Below are 25,335 nucleotides of genomic sequence, written 5' to 3'. Positions count from 1 at the left end.
AGGATTCCACCCTGAATCCCCTGGGAGGCAATTTAGCGAATCCAAAGAGGCTTCACTCCCTTTCGTTTCTCAGAATCTCGGCCTCCGCGCCTGCTTCCGAGCCAGATAGGCGTTGAAGCCGGGCATTCCTGACCGCGAGCTTGTTGGCCGGCGCAACTCGATCCTCGCGAGTCCCTTGATGGAAGACCCAGTCAGGTAGTGATCGATGACGCTTTGGCGAAAGACGGGTGTCGCGACTGCTCCGATCTTGGGGGCATACCGCAACCACCATAGAAGACCTGTATTTGGGAGCCACCGTGGCGGAAACTCGACGTCTCCGAAATCGAGGAACACCGGATATCGGCTTCCGGCCCATCGATCGACGATCGCGGAAATGCCCAGCGGAATGATCCACGATCTCAACTTCGTTTCGACAGAGCGGGCGTAGGTGAGCGCATCTGAAAAGGAGGAGAGATCCCTCTTGAGTCTGGTCCCGTCCGCCACCCACACCATCGGGCTATAGAATGCCTCGCGCGATGCTCTCTCCTCTATTGAGATTGGAGAGTGCTGAACTCCAGTACCGATCCACTCAATGTCTTGACGTCGGCGATGTGGACGACGCTATCGGCCGCTCGATGCCAGACCTCCTGCCACTCGATAGGAAAGTGGTTCTTCCACGCGCGATGCCACTCGGTCTCGGGTTCCCTCCAAGGATCGCATAAAACTGTGCTGCGGTGTGCCCAGTGATGGAGCCGTATCGCTCCGCATCTTGGTATTACTGGTGCCTCGCATCCGGGGCAGGTTCCGATCAGCCCCGGCGCTGCTTCCCGGCGGATTCCATCTACGACCGCGAACTTCATTGTCATCTCCAATAGCCATAGCTTCGCCGATCACGGCGCGTGCTCGTTTCACAAGGGAAAGTGGCGGGCGGCTTGAATACCGCTTGGAGCTTCTTCGGGCAGTTTCGGCTGCCTCATTTTCTTATTCGTCTGGTCCGCCTGACGAATACTTGGAAGGTAAACGGATGGCCGTAGGAAATCAATTGATCCTACGCTGCAATCCACCTTCCTCTGCAATGGCCGGCGAAGAAGGTAGCAAACAGGAGGGGTACAAAGCTTACATCGGGGCTTCGACCGGGACTTCCTCGTAGTCAATCAGATAGTCGAACGCACAGGTCGTACCACTGCAACGACCTTCGAAATGGAGCGCTCGGAGTCTCAGATCCACCTGCCCGACGAGGACCGAGAGCGTGCCCTCGTTGTGCAGGCCGTGCGCAGGCGTCCATTCGATTTCACCGACGAACTTTCGCTGGATGCCATTTGCGCTTTGAACTGCCGTGGCTTCCTGGACATTCCGATATTGGTCACTTAGCAGATCAGCCAGCGAAATCGGGCCATGGGGTAGCGGTACCAGTGTCGTCGTCTGCCAGCCTTCTGGCGTCCTGAAGTAGGTGGTGGTGCCGATTGCGATGGTTTCCTGGGACTGTCCCTCGCTTTGGATCCGCACGTAGACGCGATCGGGGAGCTGTCGGCGGATTTGGTATATGAATTCCTTGTCTCCCACTGCGTAGTGAAGCTCGGCTTGCTTGAAGGTTGCGCGTTCTTCTTGTGCTGCGGCCGCCAATATCACGTCAATCCCAGATTGGGCAATCGCACTAGATCCCTGCGACGCCAGCGCAAACAGGGTCATCGTGATCAGGTGGCTTTTCATCGTGGCTCTCCAAGCATAGGGCCGACTAGGTCGTGTGGTGCGTATTCGAATGCTCCCAAGGCACAGACCCCAGCCGACCCTCTGGTCTGGAAGAGGAGATCCTTGCCGCGGACTGGGTCCGAGAGGCAGATATCTAGGTCGCCCATTATCAACGCCGGACCTCCTAGTTGGGGAATGAGCATCTGATCGAGGAGTGGGTCAACGACGGGGATGGACGGACAATCGCCAACCCCGAACTGCAGGTTCCGCCCAAGGAACCGGTCGGGATTGATGCCGCGGCAATTGCCCTGAGTATTCTCGGACAAGATCGAGTTGGCAATTAGGGGGAGATCGGGGGTGGAGCCGTGCGCGTCACCGGTGAAACCGATGCCATCGTTGCGAGCGATTGTCACATTGGTTATCTTCACCGGCCCAACGGCGATGATCCCACCACCCGGACCGGCGACGTTCCGGGTGAAGATTGAATTGACGATCTGCCAATGATCATCGGCACCGATGCTGTCGGCCCAGATCGCGGCGCCTATTCCTGCTCGATTGCCGATAAAGGCGCTGTGCGACACTGCGACCGATGCAGACCCCCAGGAGATCGCGCCGGCACGTCCTCCCGTGGATTCGTTGCCTACGAAGATACCTCCGACGATCCTCATACCCTGGGTGTTGAACAGGTCCGCGTAGATGGCGCCAGCGCCCGGTCCTCTGTTGCGCACAAACTTGTCGTAGTTGAATTCGAAGCGGCTTGGCGGGTAGCGGATAAGGAGTCTTGCCGTTGCGGAGCTCGGGGTACCTGCGACCGTGTCGTATATCGAAATGGCTCCACCACGGCGCTCACTACTGTTGTCCTCAAACGTGTTGCGTGCAAATCTGACAAGCTGGCTGCCGTTTGCGGCGTCTGAACGTTGTGACAGGAGCACAGTCCCGTCACCTGAGTTTCCGTGGAAGTAGTTTTTGACGATCTCGACCGGTGAACGGGGGTACATGACCCTTAGGGCAGACTGCTTGTTGTCCGAGAAGGTGTTGCCGCGGACTGAGCCGCCGGAAATCCTCACCCCAATCTCGTTTCCTCGGAAGGTCGTGTCGCTGACATCGGCTTTCTCGCTTATCTCCAGGGCGGTGTTGCTGTTCCCCACGAACCTGCTCGAGGACACCTTTGCGTTCTCGACATCGACGGCCAATTCGCTGTCCCTAATGGTTACATGCTTCAGCACCGCGGTGCCGTTGCGTACCTGGAGTACGGACGGATACAAGCGGTGGCCAAATCGACGACTTGACCGCGTCGCTCGCACGTTCTTGACCGTGATGTTGAGGGCGGTGAAGTCACCTTGGGGGACGACGAAGAGCCGTAGGGCTCGACCGCCTCCATCGAGCGTTATGTTGTTACCACCGTCCAATGTGACGTTCGGTGGTAGCACATGTTCCATGGTCATCTGGATTGTCGCTCTGCCGCCCGGGCAGTCGAAGACAATTTCGCCACCATGATGAAGGGCATCTCGGAGATTTTGGCCGCCAGGCTCGACGTCTGTCTGGCAGCGAGTGACATGGATGGCGGCTCCTACAGCAGGCGCGAAGCCGGCGGCGATCGAAAGCAGCAGCGTCGATAGTGCAATGACGAAGCTTCTCATGGCGTGATGCTCGGATGGTGCCAATCCCTGAAGTCGATGATAATGTCCCGCGTGGAGCTGTAGGGGCTGCCGATGTGGATGAGCGGTCCCTCCACCGTGTCCTCTTGGAAGAGGATGTCACCGGTTCTGATACCCGGTAGCGCGAAAACGCCATGGGTGTTCTCGGGTGTGTAGAACGTCACTCCAGGGATGCTCGACGAACCATCGGCCTCTGTTGAATAGGAGCCGTTTTGATCCAGCAAGTAGTTGACCTCATGCCCCTCCGTGGTCACGTACCTCCCCCGGCCAGTATCGTCCGGCAGCGCACTCAGCATGACCATGTGGCGCGAAGCCTTGAAGGCCTCGAAATCGGGATCGGTACGGACGGGAGTGCCACCTTCCTTAGTGACGATGGCATCGGGAGCCCACGTCACTTCAATCAGACCCCAGCGGTGCTCTTTGTCGCAAAATTCGTCGCAAGTGCCCTCCATGGCTACCGCGTAAAACTGCTTTTTGCGATCCGCGTCCGGAAAGCAGTCGATCGAGGAGATGAATGTCATTCCGTGGTCGAACGGGGTCAGACACTTTTCGTACTTGGTTGTCGGGATACGAGGGTTAATCCCGCAGATGAAGCCATGATACCCACACAGGTTCATGGATCTGTGATGCGCTGACCCCGTGCCGAGGATGCGAAACACATCGGCTGGAACGCGACCGTTCACAGTGGGCATGATCATGGAGGGGACTGCCGCTCCAGTGTCGTCGGGCTTGTGGGTAAATCCAAGGAACGTCTGGATTGGCGGGGTCTGAATTCCGCCGAGGATCATCGTGTAGGCGGGCGTTGCGTAATATGATTCGATCCCGTCATGGCCAATGTGCTGCGCGAACGGGGGACGATAGCTGGTCGCGATGGCGGTCTCTAGGACCTGGATGGGCCACCGGAATCCGCCATCCGGGTATCCATCGATCGCGGCATAGATCATGTGCGCCGCCTCGCCCCCGTCGATGATGTCGCCTCGAAGCCGTGTCTGACCCGCGTAGACAAAGGCGCGTACGAGTTCGTGGTCAGAGCCGCTGTGGGTTGTGTAGAGGTCGGACACGATGTCGGCGCTCGACAGTCGGCGGTATGGCACGATACGACGGCCGTCCGAACTGCCGGCGGCGAACTTTGCTGCCGACAGAGTCAGTAGGATTCTCGCCGCGGCCTTGATGTCAGGATCTCGAGCATACGCGAGGAGGTTCTGAACTGAGTTGAGGCTGTAGCGAGTATATGGCCTGGAGTTGTACTCATCGAAATCCTTGTCCGCGATGGACTTGAACCTCTTGAGCAGCCAGTCCCGCAGTTCATTCTGCTGTTCCTGGAGTTCATGACGGTTGTCGTGGTTTGGCTCCACGGTGAGAACCATCTGGTTGATGAGATATTTTGAACTCTCGATCTGGAGCAGATGGTTTTCAGTTTCTTCGATCCTGAACGACAGTGCCGGGGCAACGTCACCTGCCGGACCGATTGCAAAAGCAAACGGTAGCGCACCGATGCCTGTGGTGGAAAGCGCGTAGACGGCCGCCATCTTCCCTGTGTACTCGAGCAGCCACCTGAAGATATCCCAGAGCGAACTCAGCACCCCGCGATACCAGTATTCACGATCAAGGCGCTCTTCAGGTGTTCCAAGGATCTCACCGACTCGTTCGTCGCCGCATAGTTGGAGGACCGGGTAATCGCCGCTTTCGAACGGTCCACCGTAAACAGAAAGCTGGTGGTTCCACATGTGATTGAGCGTGTCCGGTTCGAGGACGCCATGCCCGTAGTCCATCCACAGGAGCCTTGTGAGGCCGCGTAGCGCGACATCCCACTCCCCCTCGATTGTGCGGATCACGAAAGGAAACTCGGAACTGCCGAGGCAGGGGAGATCTGATGACCCAGCCACCGCGTCTTTTGTTATTGCGCGGATGCCTTCGTTGATCTGTGCGATCAAGCAGGGCGTGCTAACTGTGATGACGTACTTTGCTCCGCCAATGGTGTCGGTGGGCCTCGAGATCGTCGCGCAGGGTGTCGGCAGGTGCGGATCATGAGAACCCCGCGGCAGGGCGCCAGATTCTTTGTCCAGTTCAGTAATAAGTGTGTCCATATCCCCACGACCGGCCTCCGGGACGACTACAGAGGAGACACAGCCTGGATCCTCTCGGTGGTTGATCACCCAATATAGTTTGGCGGCAAGGATCGTGAGGATGTCCTCCTCGTCGGGGCTTATCCCATCGCGCAACAGCTTTCGGACTTGATAGTATTTCAGCTCGCGTCCGCATGCGACGTACGGGATAATGGCATCTGCCCGTTCGCGGAATGTGCTTTGAGCAAGCGCAGCAGTGGCCGGCTCTTGGGGAAATCTTACATCTTGAGCAAAGACCTGTACCTGGGGGGCCGCGAAGCACACCACCAAGATCAGATGAAGCACAAAGCGAACCACGGCCACCTCCATGAGGAGTAGATGCCTATATCATTAACTCGCCATGAAGTTGTTGGCAATATATGAGCAGCCTGTTCTACGTGTTATTTACTCGCTGATACTTAAAACATCCCTGGGGTAGTGCGCTAAGTATGGGAGCCCGTCTGCCGTCGTAGATGCGACGGAGATGTGACGTATCTGATCTGCGCTCGTTCTTGGCCGAACGTCTGCTTCAGGCCATCGACTGCAATCGTGAAAAATTTCATCCGAGTCGGTTGACGGGCGAACAAAAACAGAACATAAGAGCGTTGCAATAATCTCTTTGCGAGCGGCACATGACGGCGCCGCGCCTTCGCCTCTACGGCTTCCATGAAGGGAACGTGGCAATGCACTCGTTGCGAATACGAATAGCAGTCCTTCCGCGAGCTTGATGCCGCGCTTTGGTACGCCACGCAAAAACTCCTGAACAGCAGACCTATCCGACCGATGCTCTTGGGGCGCTTGCGCACGCCATCGGCGGTTTGGCCGCTTTACATTCGGGGTCCATTCCGCAGCCTCGTTTGAGCTTGGATTTACTTTCCACCGCGCCTTTGTCGGTCAACGGCAAAGGATTCGCGCCGGAAGAAATACTTGCAGGAATGCGTTCAATAGCGAGTCCTTTAGCTCAATAATTACAATCGGTTAGCCGAATCGGAGGCTTGCGACGGGGCTCTACTTATGGGACCTTCGCGTCCGTGCCCGGCGGCGTCCATGTCGCTTGACCGATTTCAACAGATAGTTCGTCGACGTCGCTTCCGAATAGCGGGAGCGCGACCGGAGAGGTATTGCCAATGATCAGCCATGCCAGAAGTTTTCGCGTCCAGAACATGAAGCTGAGGTCGGAGGATCTCGAATCCTGCGGGATCACCGAATGCCTACTGGACCGACTCCGGCCGTTGATCACTCCGTCGCCCGGCATCCGGGCGAACAACGTCGAGCTGTCTTTCTTCCACGTAAAGAAAGGGAGCATGCGAAATGAATAGCATTCAGATTAAGCGGCCCTCGGGCAGGAAGCCCTCCCGGGTCGCGAAGCCACTGCCTTCGGATGATAAGAAACGTTCGACGGAGGACGACTACAAGGTACTCCTGCAGTGCCTACCGCACGCGACCATCTGGTATCGGGAGCACCTCCAGCGCACCTTCGATCACATCTTCTCGCAGCATCACGAGCCTCGCGTGACGTTCCCACCTCGTGTGAGAGGTCACGGCCGATCCAAGTTCACCACGGGGAAATATCGAACTGGCAACTCGATGGTTACCAGGAACGAGTGGATGTTCCACGGTCTCGCACTCATGGACGGAGATCCGGACGTAATTGCGATCTCGCCATATCCGCTGACGATCCGCTACCTCGGCCGCAATCCCGAAGGCACGGTCGAATGGAAGGACCACATTCCGGATATTGCCACTCTTCGACGGGACGGCAGCGTCTGCTTCATCGATTTCATGCACGACCTTGATCCCAGACGCGACAACGACCGCCACCGTGAGCTTATGATTTCGCTCAAGGAGGACTGTAGCGCTTCCTACCAGGTGATGTGGGCGACACAGATCCTGAAGCAGCCACGGTTCTTCAACCGCAATCTCCTCCACGCAAACCGGCCGAGCCGCGGCGAAGTCGATCTCACGATCATCGAACGGAGCATCCTCGAACAGCCGCTTCCGATGACCATCGAGGAGCTGTCGAATATGTTGCCATTGAACGTTCTCGTCGAGCGATGGGGCGACGACGCCCGTTCCTCCGCGGAACCTGTAGCTGGCGTCCACGTCGTCTTCAGCGCATGTCTGAGGCTCTGCTACCTCGGCAAAATCGACCTCGACATGTCGAAGCCGCTGACGACGTCCTCGACTGTCTCGCGGAGGATCTGATCATGTCTTTTGCGAGCAGGCACTTCGAGTTCATGCAGCCTGTGCTGACAGCACACGACCTTGGACTTCCCCAGGTAAAACCTGGGGAAGTCGATGGCCAACTTTTCGAGTTTCGGCCCGGGAACACGAACGCGGGGATCAGCAGCACCGGTTCTCCTTTAATGGAAGGCCAAGCTACAAGATGGTCGTGGGGCTGCGTACGCCAAGCGGGCAATCGTTCAACGTGACAATTACACTGAGGAGCCGCGAAGCGGCGATCATCCTTGGCGGAGGCAGAGTTGCCGCGGCTGGGCTAGAGATCGACATTACTGCGCTACGTGGCGCGATCGCCGTCTCGCCGCATAACACGACACTGACGCTCATGCCCCGAACTTCGAGATCGAATTCTCTGCAGTTCAAGTTTTCCGGCGAATTTCCGTTGTCTGCGCTGAAGAGGGTCGTCGAAGAATTCATGGCTCCGATAGCGGATCAAGATGCGGTTCTGGAACTTGACTTCGTTGGCGATACCAGGAAGCCGATTTGCCTGAAGCAGTACCGATACGCGCGGCCAAAGCGGGTTGATGGTGCGATAGTGTTCGGGTCTGAATTCACGGAGCAACCAGTCGCGCGAATGATTATGAACCCGGAGAAGGAGCATCTGCTCCGGGCAGCGGTCGGGGGGACATACGAGATCCCGGATTGGTGCAGCGGCCCTACTCTGATTTATCTGCGAGACGGGCCGGACGTCGTGTCACGCCCGCTTCTTGTTCACCTGCCACTAAGCCAGTTTCCGAGAACACCGCTCCAGTCGGCTCTCGCGCAGCAGGACTTCTCATCCCTTCAGGAAGAACTCAGGATCGCTGTGGATCTTCTGGCGTCGGGCAAGCTTCCCACCGAAGACATCCGGTTCCTGATCACCCTCGTCAACTCATTGAATGGACTTCCGGCATCAGCGTTCGAAGTTTTGAAGGAAGTTGCGCGACAGCCTAAGGCAATACTGCGCCTTCTTCTGTCGGCGGCCACAGATGCCGAACGCCAAGCGATCTGGAACCTACAGGAGCAACTGCCGTTTCTATGGCTCACTATTCCGTCGAGCATATGGGAAGCAGCGTTCGGCGCCGAACGAGATGCCCTCGAGGCAGGGCTTTCAACTCTGCCTGAAGAAATGCGGCATCAACTCGTCATCGCACACTTCAAAGCGATGCAGGAGAGTATCCTAACTTTGGAACCAGGCCTGGATCGGATGTTCGTGAAATCTGGATTTCCGGCAACTGCGATGCCAACGCTTGACCAGGTACTGCAGAGCTTCGTGCAGGAACAACGCATGTTCGATGACGACACTCCTGCGCATGCGCTCCGAAGGGACCCAATTCTGGAGCAGCTCGTATCAGCAGGTATAAAGCTACCGACAGAGTTTCAGAGATTTAGCGTCGCAGATTTCGAGGGGATGGTGGCCCCGGTTGCCTTGGCCGCCACAGCCAGAGGAATCCTTAACATTAGTCCATCGAGCGAGATCTTGCTGCGAAAGGCTCTTCGCGAGCACAGCCGATACGTTTCATTTGCATACGCACACATCGTGCGCCACTTCGAGGTCATCCATTGAAGCCGTTCGCAATCCTCTCCGAAATACGTCGCCGATCTGCCGAAGCAATCATTTCCCAGTCTGGCATTCGAGACACGCATCTTGTGGACCATCTCCGTAGCGTCTTCACTGCCGAAACCGCGGCTGCTGGCGGCCTGCTCCAGCAACCCATCATAGAGGGTGCGCACCCATTCGCTCCAGCCTCGGTCAACATGGCCGGGGTTCCGCCGAAGGTACTCCATCCCCGCTTCGTCGAGGCCATCAATGGGTTGCCAGAAGGCAGTGACTACAGGTTCCCCAAGTCGAGACGCCCCTTTCGGCACCAACTGGAAGCCTGGGAGCATCTTTCAAAGCCGGGCAGCCCCCAGTCAGTCCTTGTCACTTCGGGAACAGGATCCGGAAAGACGGAATGCTTCCTGTTTCCCATCCTAAGTGATCTCGTCGCTCAGGCGACGGGCAACAGTGCACGACTCGAAGGCGTGCAGGCCATCATGCTTTATCCGCTCAACGCGTTGATTGAGAGTCAGCGAGAGCGCCTGTCGGCCTGGGCGCGCCCCTTTGGCGGAAGTATTCGCTACTGCCTGTACAACGGGAACCTGCCGAATTCGCAACCAGACAGCTTGCGGCGCGTCACACCGGAACAGCAAATCGATCGCGAGCAACTCCGCTCAAGCCGCCGCCAGTTCTCGTAACAAACGTGACTATGCTCGAGTACATGCTGGCGAGGGCTGAGGACCACTCAATCATCGAGAAATCGAAGGGGAAGCTCAAATGGATCGTCCTCGACGAAGCCCACTCGCTTGTCGGCGCGGCCGCTGCGGAAATCGCGCTTCTTCTTAGGCGAGTCCTTCTGGCATTTGATTGCAAGCCGGAAGAAGTTCACTTCGTCGCAACGTCAGCGACCATCGGATCCGGAGACGACATCCAAAACCAGTTGAGACACTTCCTTGCGGATGTAGCCGGGATCTCGGACGCGAATGTCCATGTTGTTGAAGGAGCAAGGCAGCTCCCTTCAAGGCCTTCGACAAGGGGGAAGCTTCCCCCAAGGAATCGGCTCGAGCAGTTGAATGGCGACGAGCTTTTCAACACACTCGCTGCCGACGAAGTGGCGTGGGACTTTGTTGCAACAAAGCTGCTTGATCGCCCTCAAACGCTGTCGGAGATGGATAGAATTGCAAAGGCGATTGGACTTGATGCCGAAAGCTTCATGACCTTTCTGGCTAATGCCAAGCGAACCAATCCGGAAACGAACGAACCCGAGAACCTCGCGCCAATGAGAATCCATGGATTCGAACGCGCCGTTCCTGGAATCTGGAGTTGCGTAAACCCTGGCTGCAAGAACTCTCCTGTCGGTTGGGGTTTCGGAGAGATCTTTATCGATCCTCGAGATGAGTGCCCGACATGCACCGCGCCAGTCCTTGAGATCATAAGTTGCCACGAATGCGGTGAAGTTGTCCTTGAGGCGCACGACGACGCTGCGAACGACAGGATTCGTTCAACCCGTCGAGGTGCTGACTCAGATGAGTTTGAATTCGAAGCGTTGCGCGATCAGGATGATCCGGAAGCGGACGACGATGCCGACGATGAGGAGGAGGCAGTCGAGCTAGCGTTTCCTGAGCTTCGCAGAACCATACTGCTTCGGCCGGAAGGCTCGGTAGGCTTTCGACCTCTGCACCTGTCGACTGAGGACTGGCGAACGCACCCAGCAAAGGCGGCGGACACAATCACCGTCGGTTATGACGAAAAGGCCGATTTTTGTCCTTGCTGTGGTAAAACATCAAGCCGCGGCGTCGACAGCCTGCTCAGGCCAGTTCGGTTTGGCGCACCATTCATGATTGCCAACGCGGCCCCGATACTCCTGGAGGGCGTGGATCCCAGTCGGGCCGACAACTCGGCTCCCTCGCAAGGGCGCCGGCTTCTGTCATTCACCGACAGCCGACAGGGCACGGCTCGAATGTCGGCAAAAATGCAGGCGGAGGCAGAACGAAACTTCGTCCGTTCCTTCGTGTACCATAGTGTCCAGCATTCGATCTCAACTGCCACGCAGGTTGATACGTCCGCCCTTGAGCAAGAGATCGTGGGATTGGAAGCCGCTGTGGCTGCAACACCGATCCCAGCAGTTCAGAACATCCTTGCAAGCAAGCGGCTAGAGCTAGCCGCCGCGGGAGCAGATCGTCTCGAGGGAATACCATGGAAGGAAATGGTGGACCGACTGGGCGAAAGGAAGGAAGTCAAAAAATGGGTGAAGGAGGTCTGGGCACCCCGAGACCCGAAGCTCTTCAGCGACAGCGTCGAACTTGCGGAATTCCTGCTTCTTCGCGAACTTGCTAGGCGGCCCCGAAAGGCTCTCTCCCTCGAGACGCTTGGAATGGCGCGCCTACGCTTTCCGGCGATCGATAGCCAGCAGTCTCTGCCACCGCCGTTTGCCCGCCGTGGAAAGACAATCGATGACTGGCGATCATTCCTCTACGCGATCACCACATTTTTCATGCGAGGCAATGCAGCGGTCGCGGTTCATTCAGACCTTATGCACTGGATAACACCTCGGGCAAAGACGAAAGGGTTGCTACGTCCAGGGGCGAAAACACTTGGCGATCGGCGTAAGCTCGCCTGGCCAGGAACACCCAGAAACCTTGCTGTACTCTCAGCGCCACAGGCTCTGTTGTTGCACGGGCTAGGTTTGGATACCTCGATATCGGAACACAGAGCAGACATCGAGGAGTGCTTCGACCGCGCCTGGCAGAACCTGCAGCCTATTCTAAGTTCCGATCCGGACAAACCCGCGCTTGATTTAAGAAAAGCCTATATCGCTCCCGTGGTCGAAGGGTTCCTCTGCTCGACGACACGCAGGATCCTTGACACTGCCCCATTTGGCACAAGTCCATTTGCCCAAGGAACGCAGCGATCAAAGCCCAGCCCTTCCGATAGAATTGAGCTACCCCGGCATCCAAAGCCGTTGCTTGGCGAGGTCGACCCGGTCGTGGCCCGGGCGCGATCAGCGGATGGCTTGAAGATGCCGAAGAGGTCCAGAACCTTCGAGCGTTGGGAGCATGGAACAACATCTCGGACCGTGTTGCTCTTTTTGCGGAATATGCCCGATCTGCTGAACATTCCGCCCAACAGGAAAGTGCGCTGCTACGCACTTACGAACAGAAGTTCAAAGACGGCGAGATCAACATCCTGAATTGCTCCACGACGATGGAGATGGGCGTCGATATCGGCTCCGTATCAACCGTCATGATGACGAACGTTCCTCCGTCGGTGGCGAGCTATAAACAACGCGTCGGTCGTGCTGGTCGACGGGGTCAGTCATTCTCCCTCGCCTTCACATTCTGCCGTGATCGACCGCTTGACCGAGAAGCCTTCGTCTCGCCAATCAGTTATCTTGACCGGAAGCTGGCAGCGCCGCGCGTTGCCCTGAGTAGTCGTCCGATCGTCCAGCGACATGTCAATGCCTTCCTTCTTCGTCGGTTCATGGTTGGACGGGGTGGAGACCCGATCCGCATGACCATTGGTGCATTCCTCGGAACGCCGGCTGGAGTCGGCGAACGGCGGCATCTCGCGGACCAGCGCCCCGTCGAGCAGTTCAAGGATTGGCTCCAAGCACCGACGACAGCCGAACTTGTTGGCGCAGACCTGGAGCGACTCGTGAGGCATTCTGTCTTAGAGGGGGAAAGGGTGATGATCGACACCTGCCTTCAGACCATCACTGATCTTGAGGACACATTCCAGAACGAATGGGACGGCCTCCAGGCTCTCGCCAGGGATGAGGGCGTGAAGGGAGCTGGCAGAAGCAGAATGGGAATGGAGCTTCAGAGGCTCTGTGATGAATTCCTGCTGAGCGCACTTGCCGATCGTGGGTTCTTGCCCGGACACGGGTTCCCCACCGGAGTGGTGACGTTCCTGCCGCATCGATCAAAGTTGGATCAGCCGATCGATGGGCGACGTACGACGAGGTTGTCTGGCCCACAGAGATCGCTTGACCTCGCCATCAGGGATTACGCGCCAGGCTCCGAGATCGTGCTCGACGGCTTGGTGCACAAGTCAGCGGGCGTCCTGCTGAACTGGAAACGACCTGCAACGGAAGAGAACATTCGAGATGTCCAAAGCCTGAAATTTCATTGGAATTGCAAGCGCTGCGGGTCAAGCGATTCCAGCCGGACCAAGATTGTCTCATGCCCTACATGCGCCGGGCCGCTGACGAGCACTCCGTATCTCCGTCCCGCGGGCTTCTCCGTGGACGTCAGGGACAAGGTCCATGCCGAAACCGACTTGATATCTTACGTTGCTCCCGAGGAGCCGAGCGTTTCGGTACGAGCTGCTCCGTGGGTATCGCTGCCGATTCCAGACCTCGGACGTCTGCGCAGCACGCGCGAAGGCGCCGTCTATTACAGCAATCGCGGGCCGACCAAGAATGGATATGCTCTCTGCCTTCACTGCGGAAGAGCCGCGCCAGACCACCCAGTATTGGACACGGGGGATGTCGACCAGACCACTCCATCGCCTCTTGCTGGGCACGCTCCTCTCCGCTGGAAAAAGGACGAAAACGCGCTCGTTTGCGAAGGGAACAACAACGCTTGGGCCGTCCGTCGGAACATGGAACTAGGCTACGAGATCACTACTGACGTGTTCGAACTGCAGCCGTCGAATCCTCTCAGCAAGGCGGCCGCCACGGCACTGGCGATAGCCATTCGCGAAGGTACCGCGAGGATCCTCGGGATAGAGGCGGACGAGATGGGCTTTGCCACAAAGATCTCCGACGGCTTCCTTGGCGGCAGAGCAGCTTCGATGCTGGTGTTTGACCGGGCGGCAGGTGGGGCAGGATTCGCTGCCTCGATCCCAGGAAATCTTTCGAAGGTCTTATATGAAGCAACCGAAGTTCTCGATTGCTCGAACTCTGGCTGCACGAGTGGATGCGCAGCTTGCGTGCTGGTTCGCGACGCGCCATTCGAATCCGGCTCCCTCGATCGGATCGGCGCCCTCCGATTCCTAAGAAATCACCTCTCGTTCGATCAGGCGCTCGATGACGGGGATCGGTACTCCAAGGACTCACTTGCTTCGACTTCCGTTCTCGATGAAGTTGAGCGAGCGCTCAGAGACGGGCAGAAGCCGAGCTTGCAGATATTCCTGCCTGCGGAAACTGATGCAGGAGAGATGGCGGCGTGGCCACTCATTTCCGTTCTGGATAGATGGCGAGTCCATGGCCACAAGATCGGCTTTGTGGTGCCGGACGAGCTTATTAAGAACTGCGACACCGCGGGTCGACTTGCTCTGTATGATCTTGGCAAGAGGTTCGCCACGGGCGCCAGACCCTTCCCTATCTGTATCGGCTCAATGCCTATCACGGGCAATGGGAGCAAGATTGGCGTTGCTGTAAGCAGCACTGGAAGCCTAACGGTGTGGGCCTCGCGGGAGGAAAAGCCATGGCTTCCAGGAGAGACCTGGGGTGCCCCGGTAGAACGGCCGATCGTAAGAGGCTCGATCGACTTCCAAAGCGAGACTAAACCGTTGGACGAAACGACACTCCTTCCGTCGCCGGATTCGAAGTACGAAACCATTACCAACGAACTCGACCGCCCCGCATCCTTGTTCGGAGCAGCGATGGCAAATCGTATCCGGGGGCTGCTTGCTCCACTCGCTATTGCGAGGGAACAGAAGGTGACGTCAATCAGGTACAGTGATCAATATGTCCGGTCGCCACTGGTTGCGAAATTATTCATCGATACCGTGGTCGCGCTGGTGAAGGGATCACCTCACACTGTCGAACTCCTTACCTCGCCTCCTGCCCCTCGTAATGGAGCGCAGTATCGGGTGTTCGATGACTGGCGCGACGGTCCAGAAGCGGAGCAATCCATACAAGCTTACGCACGCGAGAAGGGCGTGAACCTGAACGTCCAATTCGCACAGATCCCGCATGCAAGGTATATGGATGTCACCTTTGAGGGAGGCCTCTCTGTGTCGCTCGCGTTCGATCAAGGATTTGGCGCCTGGCAGACGCCGCGCAGTGGTGCGAACATCCGCCATGACTTCTCGGCAGCGCTTCCTCGCCAAGCGAATGCACTTTCACGTCTTTCGGTTCCTTTGACGCGCAATGGACATGGCCCGACATACATCGTGGTATCGCGGACAAAGTAAGGAGAAAAGTCCCCGGCACATTGTCGGGGATCCTGTAGCTCACGCGCATCTTGCGAGGAAAACGCGTGCATTATTTTGGGCCACGGATTCGGGAGCTGGCCCTCGCCCACGGCTTCCGGCTAAGTTGTAAAAGTCTCGAAGACGTTCAGAAGAAGGGACTCGATGTGGCTAGCCACCATGTTCGGCCCCGTCTTCAAGCTGTTCGGATGACCACATCCGTTCCGGAGCTTGAGCGCCTTCTGCAGCTCATCCTTAACATTCTTGCCAATCACACCGATCGGCACCAAACGCTCGAGGAAATCCGACTCACCCATGCGTGTGAGTCCATCGGCGTTGACAGCGTCCTTCCACTTCGCATTCACCGTCTTTGCTTCTTTGTTGAATGCGGCAAGGTGATGCGTGACTACCTCGTGGTAGAGGACGTCCACCGCAGCGATCCATGACATCACGATGGCGGATCGGTGCAGACCGGCCTCGTAACAATTGATTGCTTCCTCGACAAACGCCCGCGTAGTCTGGTTTGTGATCTTCTCGAGATGCGCTCGGAGATCAACAGCGATCCGCACCACGCCAGGACTGGCCGACACTATTCCCATCGCCTGGAGGTGGGCCTTCCCGGACTGGGAAAGCTCCCACCCTGTTGGCATCCGGAGAGCTAGGCCGCCACTTCTACCGAGAATGTCGGAGAGGTTCCATTTTTTCGGAATACGGAACCCAGCCTCCACGGCACGATTACGGATCTCGTCAAGCTTTCCTGGAGCATCGAATGATCCTAGGATCAACAGGAGCTTTTCACGGCTGCTCAGATCGCGGTGGAGCCAGTTCTTTAGGGTTTCCTTATCAATCAAGCTGACCAACCAACTGATCGTAGGTTGCCTTGTTCAGTGAATAGACGCCGTCCTTGATCTGATTGAACTTGGATCCGACCAGGGTCGTCAACGCCTTGCTGAGGTTCCCGGACATGGAATCCTTGTAGTGCATGGTCGCCTTCTTCATCGTATCGAGGAGTTCGGATCGGGTGAAGGTTTCCTTCCCTTCGTAGATTTGCAGTGAGGCGGCCGCAGCGACTGCTACTTCACTCCCACTCTTCGCACCCAAGGCCGACGCGATGCTGTTGACATGAAGCATCTGTTTCGACCCCCCCTGCTGAGGTTGTTCGACATACGTGGGCGCACCATGTTGTTGTGGATGCGCCCCGTCACCTCCTTCGGCGAGCACAGGAACCTTGAAGAGGGTCTCGATGTGCGAGAACAATTCCTTGATGTCAGCGACGGCGAGTTCTGTCTCGCCTTCGTATTCGAACTCTACAGGCCCAGCTTTGATGCGGATTTTGGCAGTCATTCCTACGTCTCCAGCCCTAAAAGCGACATGACGTGTCGAGTCCTTGAAATAAGTCAAGACGATGGGCGATTTAACAACGACGAATCCAATACTATTGATAGGCATCTTCCGATTGTGCAGAGGCCGCAGCGGATTCTATCCGTTCTATAATGCCGTAACCGACGGTCGCTCGATCTATTTGACAGCCGGCCGTTGCCTAGACGATCATGTATGTCGCGTATCCCAGTCGCCTCTGCCCTTAAAGGTTATGCGCTGCGGTGAGCACGAGAGCCCTCGTGCCAGGCAGACATGCACGCCGGGGGTTTCGTCTTCTGAAGATCAGTCGATCCACCGGATGCTGTAGCTTTTTGCAAGCCTCGCCGCCCCATCCGCGATCTCATTCCCGGCGATGCCCGTAAGCCCCTCGCACAGATGAATCCTGACCAACGGGTTCCGCAGCAGCAGTCCATCGAGTTCTTGCCAGAACTCCATCGGGGATCGGCCGACGCCGTTCGTGGGAACTCGCCCTCACCCGCTTCCAGCCGTTGCAGCGCCAGATGTGCCGCTACCAATCGCTGCCTTCGACGCCATAGGCGGGATCCATCCAGATCACCGCGGCCACCGTCGGTGCTTCGCGCGCAGCCAGGATGCCGACTAAACGACTGAAGGGGGCTACGAACCGGTTGTTCGAGGAGCCGATCATGGTGTCGGCGGCATCCTGCACTTGGCGCTCACCCTCGTGACTACGACGGTCAAGCCGCCGCCGCGGAGCACGTCAGGCAACTGTGCCGTCCTGCACTTCCATGACTTCCCACCGGTTCGTAGGGCAACGAGGTCAGCCTCGAGCAATTTCCGGCGTTCATTCTCTTCTGAGAGCTGCGGAATCGATCTGGAAAGACCAGCATCGCTCAGTTTACGCTGATGCCAAGCAGAGATCCTCTAGTGTACGCTGTTGCAAAGCGCGGTGCACGCCAGGGCGCAGATTCGCCCCAGAAAGTTCAATGAATCCTATGGTGTTCGGTTTACGCTGATGACGTGCGCTACATTTATATCTCTGAATTGTCGGCATTTCGGTCTTTTCTTGTCTTCGCGCAAGCGAAAACAAGCTAGCTCAACCAAATCGAGACTATTTTCGCCTCGTTCCCCGCTCTTCACTGCCGCTGTTTATTTTTCGCAGAACAACATGAATGGTCGACAAGAAAATATAGAACATCCAACTTAGCCACAAGGCCGCGTCGTAGCCAGTTTTCTGCTTATCGTTATGATGCCTGATGCCGAAATTGTTCGCGATGTTGAACAGATCGTTCTCGTCCTTGTTGTCGAGAACAGTTTTCACCTGCGGCCGAAGGTACTCCAGGACGTCAGCCAGATCGCGAACGGCTTGTCGCCGGTCGTCGAGATTTGACCCATGGCGCCGATACTGCGCAACCGCCGAATCAATACGCTCGCGAATATTTTTGTCCTTCGTGGGTGTGTCGGCGGCAAAAATCGCCTCAAACCCCCGATCAGGCTTGTGCATAACGTCACCAGTTTCCGATAGCTCGAACTTTACCTGATAGAGGTCCAGAAGGCCGTTGATTTTTTCGCGGAAGACCTTCTCGCCCTCGTGTTTATTGAAAGTCTCCCAGTGCATGCCGCAGTCATTAAAGGAGTGATACGTTCCATCTATTGGCTTCGAGACTATGGAATAAAGGTACTCAATGACATCGAGTAAATCTTCCTCGGCGTAAAAGGCGTATTTTTCGTCAAGCGGCCAAAGTCCATCCTTTCGAAGCTTCAGCATCATGTCGAGGTCGGGGGAGGATATCAGACCCGGCACATCGCCCTGATCGACGCAATACCAGCCGAGATATTCATTGAAAAAACCTTCAGCTCGGAGGTCTTTGAATAACCGAAAAAACAAATCCCTGATGACTTCCAGTGGAAAGCCCGCCGAATTTTTATTCTTTCCGGCTCTTACTGAGTAGAACTGCTTCGTCATTTTGCCCCCGCTTGCCGTATGAATAAACCAAAACTGCATACCACGTCTCCCAAGCAGACAGATTTCGGAGACTCTTTGCTCACCCTTTTGGTGCTGATCGCTGCCTCTGAAAGCACGGTCGACGATTTTGGAACGGATACTGCGATGCCCTACTGAAGGCTCTCGAGTTCGCTTGCGCAGTTCCGATTTGCGGGCGGCCGAAACACATCCAGCGCAGCAGGAACCCGTCAGCAGAGCCGGAACGATCATGTAGAGAACCGGATTAGCGATGCCGAGGCACCAGGCCGCCACCAAACGCCAGCATTACACGACCTATACAATGCGCACAGCGCTCTCCTCGACCCGCTGATGAAGGCCGCGATCGAACCTCACATGGCCCGCATCCTCAACCCTCCAAGCCTCCCCACACCCCTCGTTAGTAATTTATTGACCATAAGCTGGCTTTACTAATCCTGATGGATGCGGAGTTCCCGCCCGTCGTCGAGTGTTTCGTGTAGGACGGGTTGTTCGTGTTGAAGTATTCAGTGCAAGGTTTGTCGGGCGGAGTTGCGGCACTCCTGTCGCGTGTGGAGCGCTTCGCGGCACGCACCGTTCTACCGGCTCTGTTGGCGCTGCCAGCCCTTGTCGGCTCCGCATCCTTTGCCTCGGCGGAAGATCGCGCGCTCAAGCTGTTCTTTACCCATACGGGCGAGAAGGCTACGATTACCTACAAGCGGAATGGCAAGTTCGATCCGAAGGGCCTTGCCCAGATCAATCGGTTTCTGCGCGACTGGCGAAGGAACGAGCCGACCCGGATGGATCCACGGCTGCTGGACCTGGTCTGGGAGGTGTATAAGCGCAGCGGCGGCAGGGATTACATCCACGTCGTTTCCGCCTATCGTTCCCCTGCCACGAACAACATGCTCCGCAACCGTTCGCGCAGCACGGGTGTCGCCAAGAAGAGCCAGCACATGCTCGGCAAGGCGATGGATTTCTACGTTCCCGGCGTGAAGCTTGCGACGCTGCGCGCCACTGCCATGCAGATGCAGGTCGGCGGGGTCGGATATTATCCGACTTCGGGATCGCCGTTCGTGCATCTCGACGTCGGCAATGTCAGGGCCTGGCCCCGCATGTCCCGGCAGGAACTCGCCCGAATCTTCCCGAACGGGCAGACGATGCATCTTCCGGCCGATGGCCGGCCTCTGCCGGGATACAATCAGGCGGTCGCGAACTACAAGAAACGCGTCAGCCCCACCGCGACCCAGATCGCCAGCACCGCTGGAGAGGATGAGGAGGTAACCGCATCGCCGAGCGGCGCCGCAGACAACAAGCTCGTGACGGCGCTTCTGCCGACGCCGAAAAGCCGGGCGTTGAATGCGCTCGCGCTGCAGACCGGCGCGGCCGGGCGGGAGGACAAAGGCTCCGCTCCGGATCTCCCATCCTTGCCGATTCCGATACCGGCGATGCGCCCGCCTGCCCTCGCTGACGAGGCGGAGACGGACGACGAACTGGAGACTGCGTCGATCGGCCCAATTTCCGCACTTCCGGAGAGAAGGCCCTCGGCATTGCCTGATCACGCCCGCTTCCATCCCCGCATCGTTGCACCGGAGGCTTCCAGGCAGGGCGCTGGTATGATCGCCTCCCTGCCCATGACCGCTTCCTGGGAAGAAGCAAACTTCCTTGGATCGACCTCCGAGACCGCGCTGATGGCATGGGCGCTGCATTCTCCCGGCGAGACCGTTGCATTGAGCCCGCCGCGCGTCTCCCCCCGCACGGTTCATCGTGAGGCTGATGTCGCGACGTCGGCTGGAGATGTCATCCCGGTTGCTGCCAGCGGCCCGGATGCCGCCAGCGGTCCGTTCGATGCCGGCCGGTTTACATCGCCCCCGGAGGGATGACCTCGATCGTCAAAGTATGTGCTGCAGCCGAGAGAAAAGCGCCTCGCAAGACGAGCCCGCCGTGTGGGTGGCGAGATTCACCAGCGCGACGTCGCCGAACGGCTTTCCTTTCATCGCGGGGAGATATTTGCTCGCTGTGTCCGAGAGCGAAAGCTCGCCATTCGCTTCCGCATAGGCAGCCAGCGTCACGGTGAAGGTTTTGCTGATCGAGCCGAGTTCGAACAGCGTGGTTGACGCGACCGGCTTGCCCGTGTCCTTCGACTCGACGCCGTAATTGAAGATGTGATCCTGCCCATCGACTGACATGGCGACGGCCATGCCGGGAATGGCGTGTTTTTCCATGAGCGGCTTGATCGCCGCGTCCGCGATCGCCTTCACTTTCGTCTCGTCGGCGGCAAAGCCGCTCGTCGAAGCGCATGTCGAGATCAGAACGGCCGATAAAATTTTTACCCAATCACGTTTCATTTTTCGTCATCCTTCAGATCAACGGGCGGTCCGTATCCGCGCGAAAGCGCATGTGGATGGCGTTTAACGAGGCTGTCTTACGATCACAAACGATGATATCTCGCGACAGCTGCAAGAAAATCTAGGGTGAGAGCCTTTCCTGGTTAGATTGAAGCATTCTGTTGGCTCAAACGGAGTCGGATGGTCGACCGGCCGGCGCGCGTCGTAGCCCGGCTCTACGGCCAAGCCGGCCGGTCGATCAGCCGGCCCGTTTCAGCCAACCCGAAGGGCCGGGCATCTTTCCGCCAGGATCAGAGGCGATCGGCTCGGACGTACCTGGGGGTATGCCCATCGCCAATCGCCTCTGCCCTGACGAAAACCTGCTCCGGCAGAATGCTTCAATCTAACCAGGAAAGGCTCTAAATCGTGGTTCGGCCATTCCTTCCCTTGAACGGTCTGAGAGCCTTCAAGGCCTCTGCCAGACATCTGAGCTTCACCCGCGCCGCGATCGAGCTTTGCGTGACCCAGGCTGCCGTGAGCCAGCAGGTCAAGGGGCTGGAGAAGCGGCTGGGTGTATCGCTCTTTCAGCGTCTTCCCCGCGGTCTGAAGATCACGGCGGAAGGTGAAGCGCTGCTGCCGACGGTGACCGCCTCCTTCGATCAGATGGCGACGACGCTGGACAGGATCGAGGCGGGCCAAGTGCGGGAATTGCTGTTTCTCGGCGTGGTCGGCACGTTCGCGGTCGGCTGGCTGCTGCCGAGGTTATCGGATTTCCAGCGCCGCCATCCCTTCATCGACATCAGAATTTCGACCAACAACAACCGCGTCGACCCGGCCGCGGAAGGGCTCGACTTCGCCATCCGCTTCGGCAGCGGATCCTGGCACGGCACCGAGGCGACGCGCCTGTTCGACGCGCCGCTCTCGCCTCTCTGCATTCCCAAGCTGGCGGAAGATCTGAAATCGCCCGCCGATCTTGCCGGCGCGGCGCTCCTTCGCAGCTATCGGACGGATGAGTGGAGCACGTGGTTCCACGCCGCAGGCGTCGCGCCGGCGGCGCAGGTGAATGCCGGCATCGTCTTCGATTCCTCGGTCGGCATGATGGAGGCGGCACTCCAGGGGCTGGGGATCGCGCTGGCGCCGCCCTCGATGTTTTCCCGGCAGCTTTCCTCGGGCGCGATCGTGCAGCCGTTCCCGACAGCCATATCGCTCGGAAGCTATTGGCTGACGCGCCTGCAATCGAGGCCGGTCACGGCGGCGATGCGCGCCTTTTCCGACTGGATCTTTTCGAACCTGTGACGTGTTTGAGCGCTCGCCCGCGCGAGCGCTCAAACCGCAGCTTACTTCTGGATGCAGGTGTCGACGGTATCCTTGGTGCACTCGTCAAGCCCGGTGAAGACAGGGTCTTCGACCGGCTTTCCGGCGATCAGGTCCATCATGACCGAAGGCGCCTTGTATCCCATTTCGAACGGCCGCTGGCCGACGAGAGCGGTTACCAGACCTTCCTTGGCGATTGCCACTTCGTCGCCGATCGTATCGGCGGCGCCGATGACGAACTCGTTCTTGCCGATCTTGTCAGCCATCGGCTTGAACAGGTCGCGGTAGGGCTGCGGGGCGCCGAACAGCGGCCAGCCGCCCATGATGCCGAAGGCGTCGAGATCTGGGTTGGCGGCGAGGATGTCGGTCATCGCCTGCACGCCCTTGGCGCCGTCGTCATTGGTAAAGACCGGGCAGCCGGCAACCTCCGTCCAGCCGCCTTCGCCCTTCAGCTCGGCAAGCCCCTTCTGTCCGCTCAGCGTATCGCGCATGCCCTGCGCGCGGCGCAGGATATTGTCGGCGCCGGGATTGCCTTCGATGGTGCAGATCTTGCCGCCGCTCGGCTTGGCCTTCTTGATGTATTCGCCGATCTTGGCGCCCATCAGGTAGTTGTCGGTGCCGAGATAAGTCTTGCGGAGGCTCGCATCCTCCGCCGCAAGATCGGCATCGAGCGTCATCACGGGAACGCTCGGATTGGCGGTCTTCAGCGTCTGAGCGATCAGCTTGGCATTGGACGGCGAGATGGCGATGGCGGCCGTATCGGCCTTGCCAAGCATATCCTGCACGATCTGTGCCTCGCCTGCTTCATCGGAGGTCGATGCCGGGCCGGTGTAGAAGCACTCATATTCCGAAGACGCGTTTTCCTTGTTCCACTTCTGGCAGCCCTGGTTGATCGCCTCGAAGAACGGGTTGTCGAGGCCCTTGACGACGATGACCAGCTGCTTCTTGGCTGCCATGGCCTCTCCGGCCGTGAACGCCAGGACGGCTGCTGTAATCAGTAATGCCTTCCTCATAGCTTCCTCCCTTTGAAAAGACGGGCGCCTTCGCCCGCCGCATTATCAACCGGGATACCAGACGATGCGAGGCTCCTCCCCTGAACGCCGGTATTCCCAGGCTGAATCGATAAGCTTTTCGAGATCGTAGACGGGACGCCAGTCCAGCAGGTATTTCGCCTTGCTGTTGTCCATCCAGTTCGAGTGGAACCCGCTTGCAATGTCGACGGAGCCGAGCCCGCGCGTGCGGGCGAGATAGGCGGCGACCTCACCGTAATCGACCGGACGGTCCATCGCGATATTGAACAGCTCGCCTCTCGCGCGCGGATTGTCGAGCGCCGCCAGGATCGCCGAGACGAGATCGTCGACATGCACGAAATTGCGCTTCAGCGGCCGCCCGTCGGCATCGCGCAGCAGCGGCACCGTGCCGTCCCTGAGATAACGCTCGGCATCGGCCGGCGGGACGAGCGTCTTCCAGTCCGGCCCGCCGAAGACATCGTCGCCGAAGGAGAGGGTGAATTTGAAATCGTCCTTCTCCATGATCCAGGGCGCACGCAGGCAGCAGGTGTTGATGCCGTACTGGATGGCGAACTGCTCGAGCATCACCTCTTCGAGCACCTTGGAGAGCGCATAGCAGCCGGGATAGGCGCGGTGCGGCGTCTTTTCGGTCACCGGCCCGTCATGGCGATAGAAGAAATGGCCGATGCCGGCGTCGCCGCCGATGAGAATGAATTGTTTTGCCGTAAGGCTGGTGCGGAAGGCTTCGAGCAGCCAGAAGAGGCCCTTGACGGTCACATCCATGACGTCGGTGGGCGTTTCCTTGCAGGTGGCGAGATGCAGGACATGGGTGACGCCGTCCATCGCCGCTGCCACGGCATCGCCGTCGGCGATCGAACCCCTGACCACCTCGATGCGGTCGGTTTTTTCGAGCGCGCGATTGTGACAAAGCGCGCGAATGCGTGCATTGGAAAATCTCGGCTCGTCAAGCAGCCCAGTTATGAAGCGCCGCCCGACCTTGCCCGTAGCCCCGGTGACAAGGATCAGCATACCTCTCTCCCAGTAACAGCTAATATCCGCCCGTTTCCGGCGTCAATCTGTATTTATCGTACAAAATAGATTTTTGTGATGAGGGACCGTTTTAGCGGACATTTGATTGACGATTCCTAGTGCTTTTGCATTAATGAACATAATCGCTTTTCCGGGAGGAGATCGGCCGAGCGAGATCGCAGGCGTCTAACTGGCGGCCGGGTATCGGCAGCCGGCGGCGAAGGCAGGCCTGCAGGTTCCGGGGAGGGTAGTCGGCTGGTCGCAGTTCTCGAACTCACCAATATCTCGAAACATTTCGGCGCCATCCAGGCGGTGAATGACGTGTCGTTCTCGCTCGAAGCCGGCCAAGTCGTCGGCCTCATGGGCGATAACGGCGCGGGCAAAAGCACGCTGGTCAAGATGATTGCCGGCAACTTTCGGCCGAGCGAAGGCACGATGCGCCTCGATGGCCAGGAAATCGTCATGCACCGCCCTGTCGAGGCCCGTCAGCACGGCATCGAGATCGTCCACCAGGATCTTGCGCTCTGCAACAATCTGACTGCCGCGGCCAACGTCTTCCTGGGGCGCGAGCTGAGGCGCGGCATCGGCCCCCTGAAAATCCTGGATTACAAAACGATGTACCGGCGCGCCGGCGAGATCTTCAAGGAGCTGAAATCGGAAACGCGCCCGCGCGACCTCGTCAAGCAGATGTCGGGGGGGCAGCGCCAGGCGGTGGCGATCGCCCGCACCATGCTGTCGGAAGCCAAGATCGTGCTGATGGACGAGCCGACGGCGGCCATTTCGGTCCGCCAGGTGGCGGAGGTGCTCAACCTGATCCGCGAGCTGCGCGACCGGGGCATTGCGGTCGTCCTGATCAGCCACCGCATGCCCGACGTTTTCACCGTCGCCGACCGGGTGATCGTCATGCGCCGCGGCAGGAAGGTGGCCGACAAATCGATTGCGGCGAGTTCGCCGGAGGAAGTCACGGGTCTTATCACAGGCGCCATCGAGCAGGTTTGATCGGTTCGGCGCGATCGGGAGAAAAGAAG

General features: G+C 58.2%; 17 protein-coding genes and 2 pseudogenes. 8 read left to right on the top strand and 11 right to left on the bottom strand.

Going from position 1 to position 25,335, the window contains the following annotated elements; genetic code table 11:
- Positions 1-527: 527 nt before the first annotated feature.
- From ATY76_RS34010 to ATY76_RS01105, 4 genes are all read right to left on the bottom strand, one after another.
- Positions 528-839, bottom strand: coding sequence for a competence protein CoiA family protein (locus ATY76_RS34010; protein WP_245309644.1), 312 nt, complete (start codon positions 837-839; stop codon positions 528-530).
- Between the two features lie 256 nt (positions 840-1,095).
- A complete protein-coding gene (locus ATY76_RS01115) occupies positions 1,096-1,689 on the bottom strand; it encodes a hypothetical protein (protein WP_088672940.1) in 594 nt (197 codons plus the stop codon).
- Positions 1,686-3,308 carry a right-handed parallel beta-helix repeat-containing protein gene (locus tag ATY76_RS01110; RefSeq protein ID WP_088672939.1) on the bottom strand — a complete coding sequence of 541 codons (1,623 nt, stop codon included), beginning with the start codon at positions 3,306-3,308 and terminating at the stop codon, positions 1,686-1,688. The genes ATY76_RS01115 and ATY76_RS01110 overlap by 4 nt, the downstream gene beginning before the upstream one ends.
- On the bottom strand, positions 3,305-5,749 hold the full coding sequence (locus ATY76_RS01105; protein WP_141104967.1) for a hypothetical protein: 2,445 nt from the start codon (positions 5,747-5,749) through the stop codon (positions 3,305-3,307). Before ATY76_RS01105 ends, ATY76_RS01110 begins: the two co-directional genes overlap by 4 nt.
- A gap of 1,290 nt (positions 5,750-7,039) precedes the next feature.
- Between ATY76_RS01105 and ATY76_RS01095 the strand changes: the two genes are divergently transcribed.
- From ATY76_RS01095 to ATY76_RS33995, 5 genes and pseudogenes are all read left to right on the top strand, one after another.
- A complete protein-coding gene (locus tag ATY76_RS01095; protein WP_088672936.1) occupies positions 7,040-7,636 on the top strand; it encodes a hypothetical protein in 597 nt (198 codons plus the stop codon).
- Complete coding sequence (locus tag ATY76_RS01090; RefSeq protein WP_210199513.1) at positions 7,617-9,218, top strand: STY4851/ECs_5259 family protein; 1,602 nt, start codon at positions 7,617-7,619, stop codon at positions 9,216-9,218. Before ATY76_RS01095 ends, ATY76_RS01090 begins: the two co-directional genes overlap by 20 nt.
- Complete coding sequence (locus ATY76_RS34005) at positions 9,215-9,889, top strand: DEAD/DEAH box helicase (RefSeq protein WP_245309642.1); 675 nt, start codon at positions 9,215-9,217, stop codon at positions 9,887-9,889. Before ATY76_RS01090 ends, ATY76_RS34005 begins: the two co-directional genes overlap by 4 nt.
- A pseudogene (locus ATY76_RS34500) lies at positions 9,775-10,047 on the top strand (hypothetical protein); the annotation flags it as partial. The gene ATY76_RS34005 and the pseudogene ATY76_RS34500, both read left to right, overlap by 115 nt.
- A 2,192-nt stretch (positions 10,048-12,239) precedes the next feature.
- Positions 12,240-15,332, top strand: a complete 3,093-nt coding sequence (locus ATY76_RS33995) for a helicase-related protein (RefSeq protein WP_348627493.1) — start codon at positions 12,240-12,242, stop codon at positions 15,330-15,332.
- A gap of 119 nt (positions 15,333-15,451) precedes the next feature.
- Here the strand turns inward: ATY76_RS33995 and ATY76_RS01080 are convergent, their stop codons facing one another.
- The 4 genes from ATY76_RS01080 to ATY76_RS01070 form a co-directional block, all read right to left on the bottom strand.
- Positions 15,452-16,180, bottom strand: a complete 729-nt coding sequence (locus ATY76_RS01080) for a hypothetical protein (RefSeq protein WP_088672934.1) — start codon at positions 16,178-16,180, stop codon at positions 15,452-15,454.
- Positions 16,173-16,673, bottom strand: coding sequence for a hypothetical protein (locus ATY76_RS01075; RefSeq protein ID WP_088672933.1), 501 nt, complete (start codon positions 16,671-16,673; stop codon positions 16,173-16,175). Before ATY76_RS01075 ends, ATY76_RS01080 begins: the two co-directional genes overlap by 8 nt.
- Positions 16,674-17,217: 544 nt before the next feature.
- Positions 17,218-17,376: a hypothetical protein gene (locus ATY76_RS33555; RefSeq protein WP_190233565.1), complete on the bottom strand. Its 159-nt coding sequence runs from the start codon at positions 17,374-17,376 to the stop codon at positions 17,218-17,220.
- Positions 17,377-17,778: 402 nt separating this feature from the next.
- Complete coding sequence (locus ATY76_RS01070) at positions 17,779-18,924, bottom strand: hypothetical protein (protein WP_210199509.1); 1,146 nt, start codon at positions 18,922-18,924, stop codon at positions 17,779-17,781.
- Between the two features lie 212 nt (positions 18,925-19,136).
- Between ATY76_RS01070 and ATY76_RS01065 the strand changes: the two genes are divergently transcribed.
- Positions 19,137-20,510 carry a DUF882 domain-containing protein gene (locus ATY76_RS01065; RefSeq protein WP_088672932.1) on the top strand — a complete coding sequence of 458 codons (1,374 nt, stop codon included), beginning with the start codon at positions 19,137-19,139 and terminating at the stop codon, positions 20,508-20,510.
- A gap of 54 nt (positions 20,511-20,564) precedes the next feature.
- Here the strand turns inward: ATY76_RS01065 and ATY76_RS01060 are convergent.
- Positions 20,565-20,975 (bottom strand): annotated as a pseudogene (locus tag ATY76_RS01060) (serine hydrolase); the annotation flags it as partial.
- A 405-nt stretch (positions 20,976-21,380) separates the two neighbouring features.
- Here ATY76_RS01060 and ATY76_RS01045 point away from each other — a divergent pair.
- The gene (locus tag ATY76_RS01045) at positions 21,381-22,250 is read left to right on the top strand and encodes a LysR family transcriptional regulator (RefSeq protein ID WP_088672930.1); all 870 of its coding nucleotides are present in this window, start codon (positions 21,381-21,383) and stop codon (positions 22,248-22,250) included.
- Positions 22,251-22,291: 41 nt separating this feature from the next.
- Here ATY76_RS01045 and ATY76_RS01040 read toward each other — a convergent pair whose 3' ends face one another.
- Both ATY76_RS01040 and ATY76_RS01035 read right to left on the bottom strand, forming a co-directional pair.
- Complete coding sequence (locus ATY76_RS01040) at positions 22,292-23,281, bottom strand: sugar-binding protein (protein WP_088672929.1); 990 nt, start codon at positions 23,279-23,281, stop codon at positions 22,292-22,294.
- A 45-nt stretch (positions 23,282-23,326) separates the two neighbouring features.
- Complete coding sequence (locus tag ATY76_RS01035) at positions 23,327-24,307, bottom strand: NAD(P)-dependent oxidoreductase (RefSeq protein WP_088672928.1); 981 nt, start codon at positions 24,305-24,307, stop codon at positions 23,327-23,329.
- Between the two features lie 129 nt (positions 24,308-24,436).
- On the opposite strand from ATY76_RS01035, the gene ATY76_RS01030 reads away from it, so the two are divergent.
- Positions 24,437-25,306, top strand: a complete 870-nt coding sequence (locus ATY76_RS01030; RefSeq protein ID WP_348627503.1) for an ATP-binding cassette domain-containing protein — start codon at positions 24,437-24,439, stop codon at positions 25,304-25,306.
- The last annotated feature ends 29 nt before the right edge of the window (positions 25,307-25,335 follow it).

Source organism: Rhizobium sp. R339, assembly GCF_002211395.1.
GTDB lineage: Bacteria > Pseudomonadota > Alphaproteobacteria > Rhizobiales > Rhizobiaceae > Rhizobium.
Note: the sequence above shows the minus strand (reverse complement) of the source record. Positions and strands in the feature narration are given on the sequence as shown.

Excerpts from the sequence above, each read along its gene's own strand:
- ATY76_RS34010 (WP_245309644.1), bottom strand. The coding sequence starts at position 839 with ATGAAGTTCGCGGTCGTAGATGGAATCCGCCGGGAAGCAGCGCCGGGG.
- ATY76_RS01115 (WP_088672940.1), bottom strand. The coding sequence starts at position 1,689 with ATGAAAAGCCACCTGATCACGATGACCCTGTTTGCGCTGGCGTCGCAG.
- ATY76_RS01110 (WP_088672939.1), bottom strand. The coding sequence starts at position 3,308 with ATGAGAAGCTTCGTCATTGCACTATCGACGCTGCTGCTTTCGATCGCC.
- ATY76_RS01095 (WP_088672936.1), top strand. The coding sequence starts at position 7,040 with ATGTTCCACGGTCTCGCACTCATGGACGGAGATCCGGACGTAATTGCG.
- ATY76_RS01075 (WP_088672933.1), bottom strand. The coding sequence starts at position 16,673 with ATGACTGCCAAAATCCGCATCAAAGCTGGGCCTGTAGAGTTCGAATAC.
- ATY76_RS01040 (WP_088672929.1), bottom strand. The coding sequence starts at position 23,281 with ATGAGGAAGGCATTACTGATTACAGCAGCCGTCCTGGCGTTCACGGCC.
- ATY76_RS01035 (WP_088672928.1), bottom strand. The coding sequence starts at position 24,307 with ATGCTGATCCTTGTCACCGGGGCTACGGGCAAGGTCGGGCGGCGCTTC.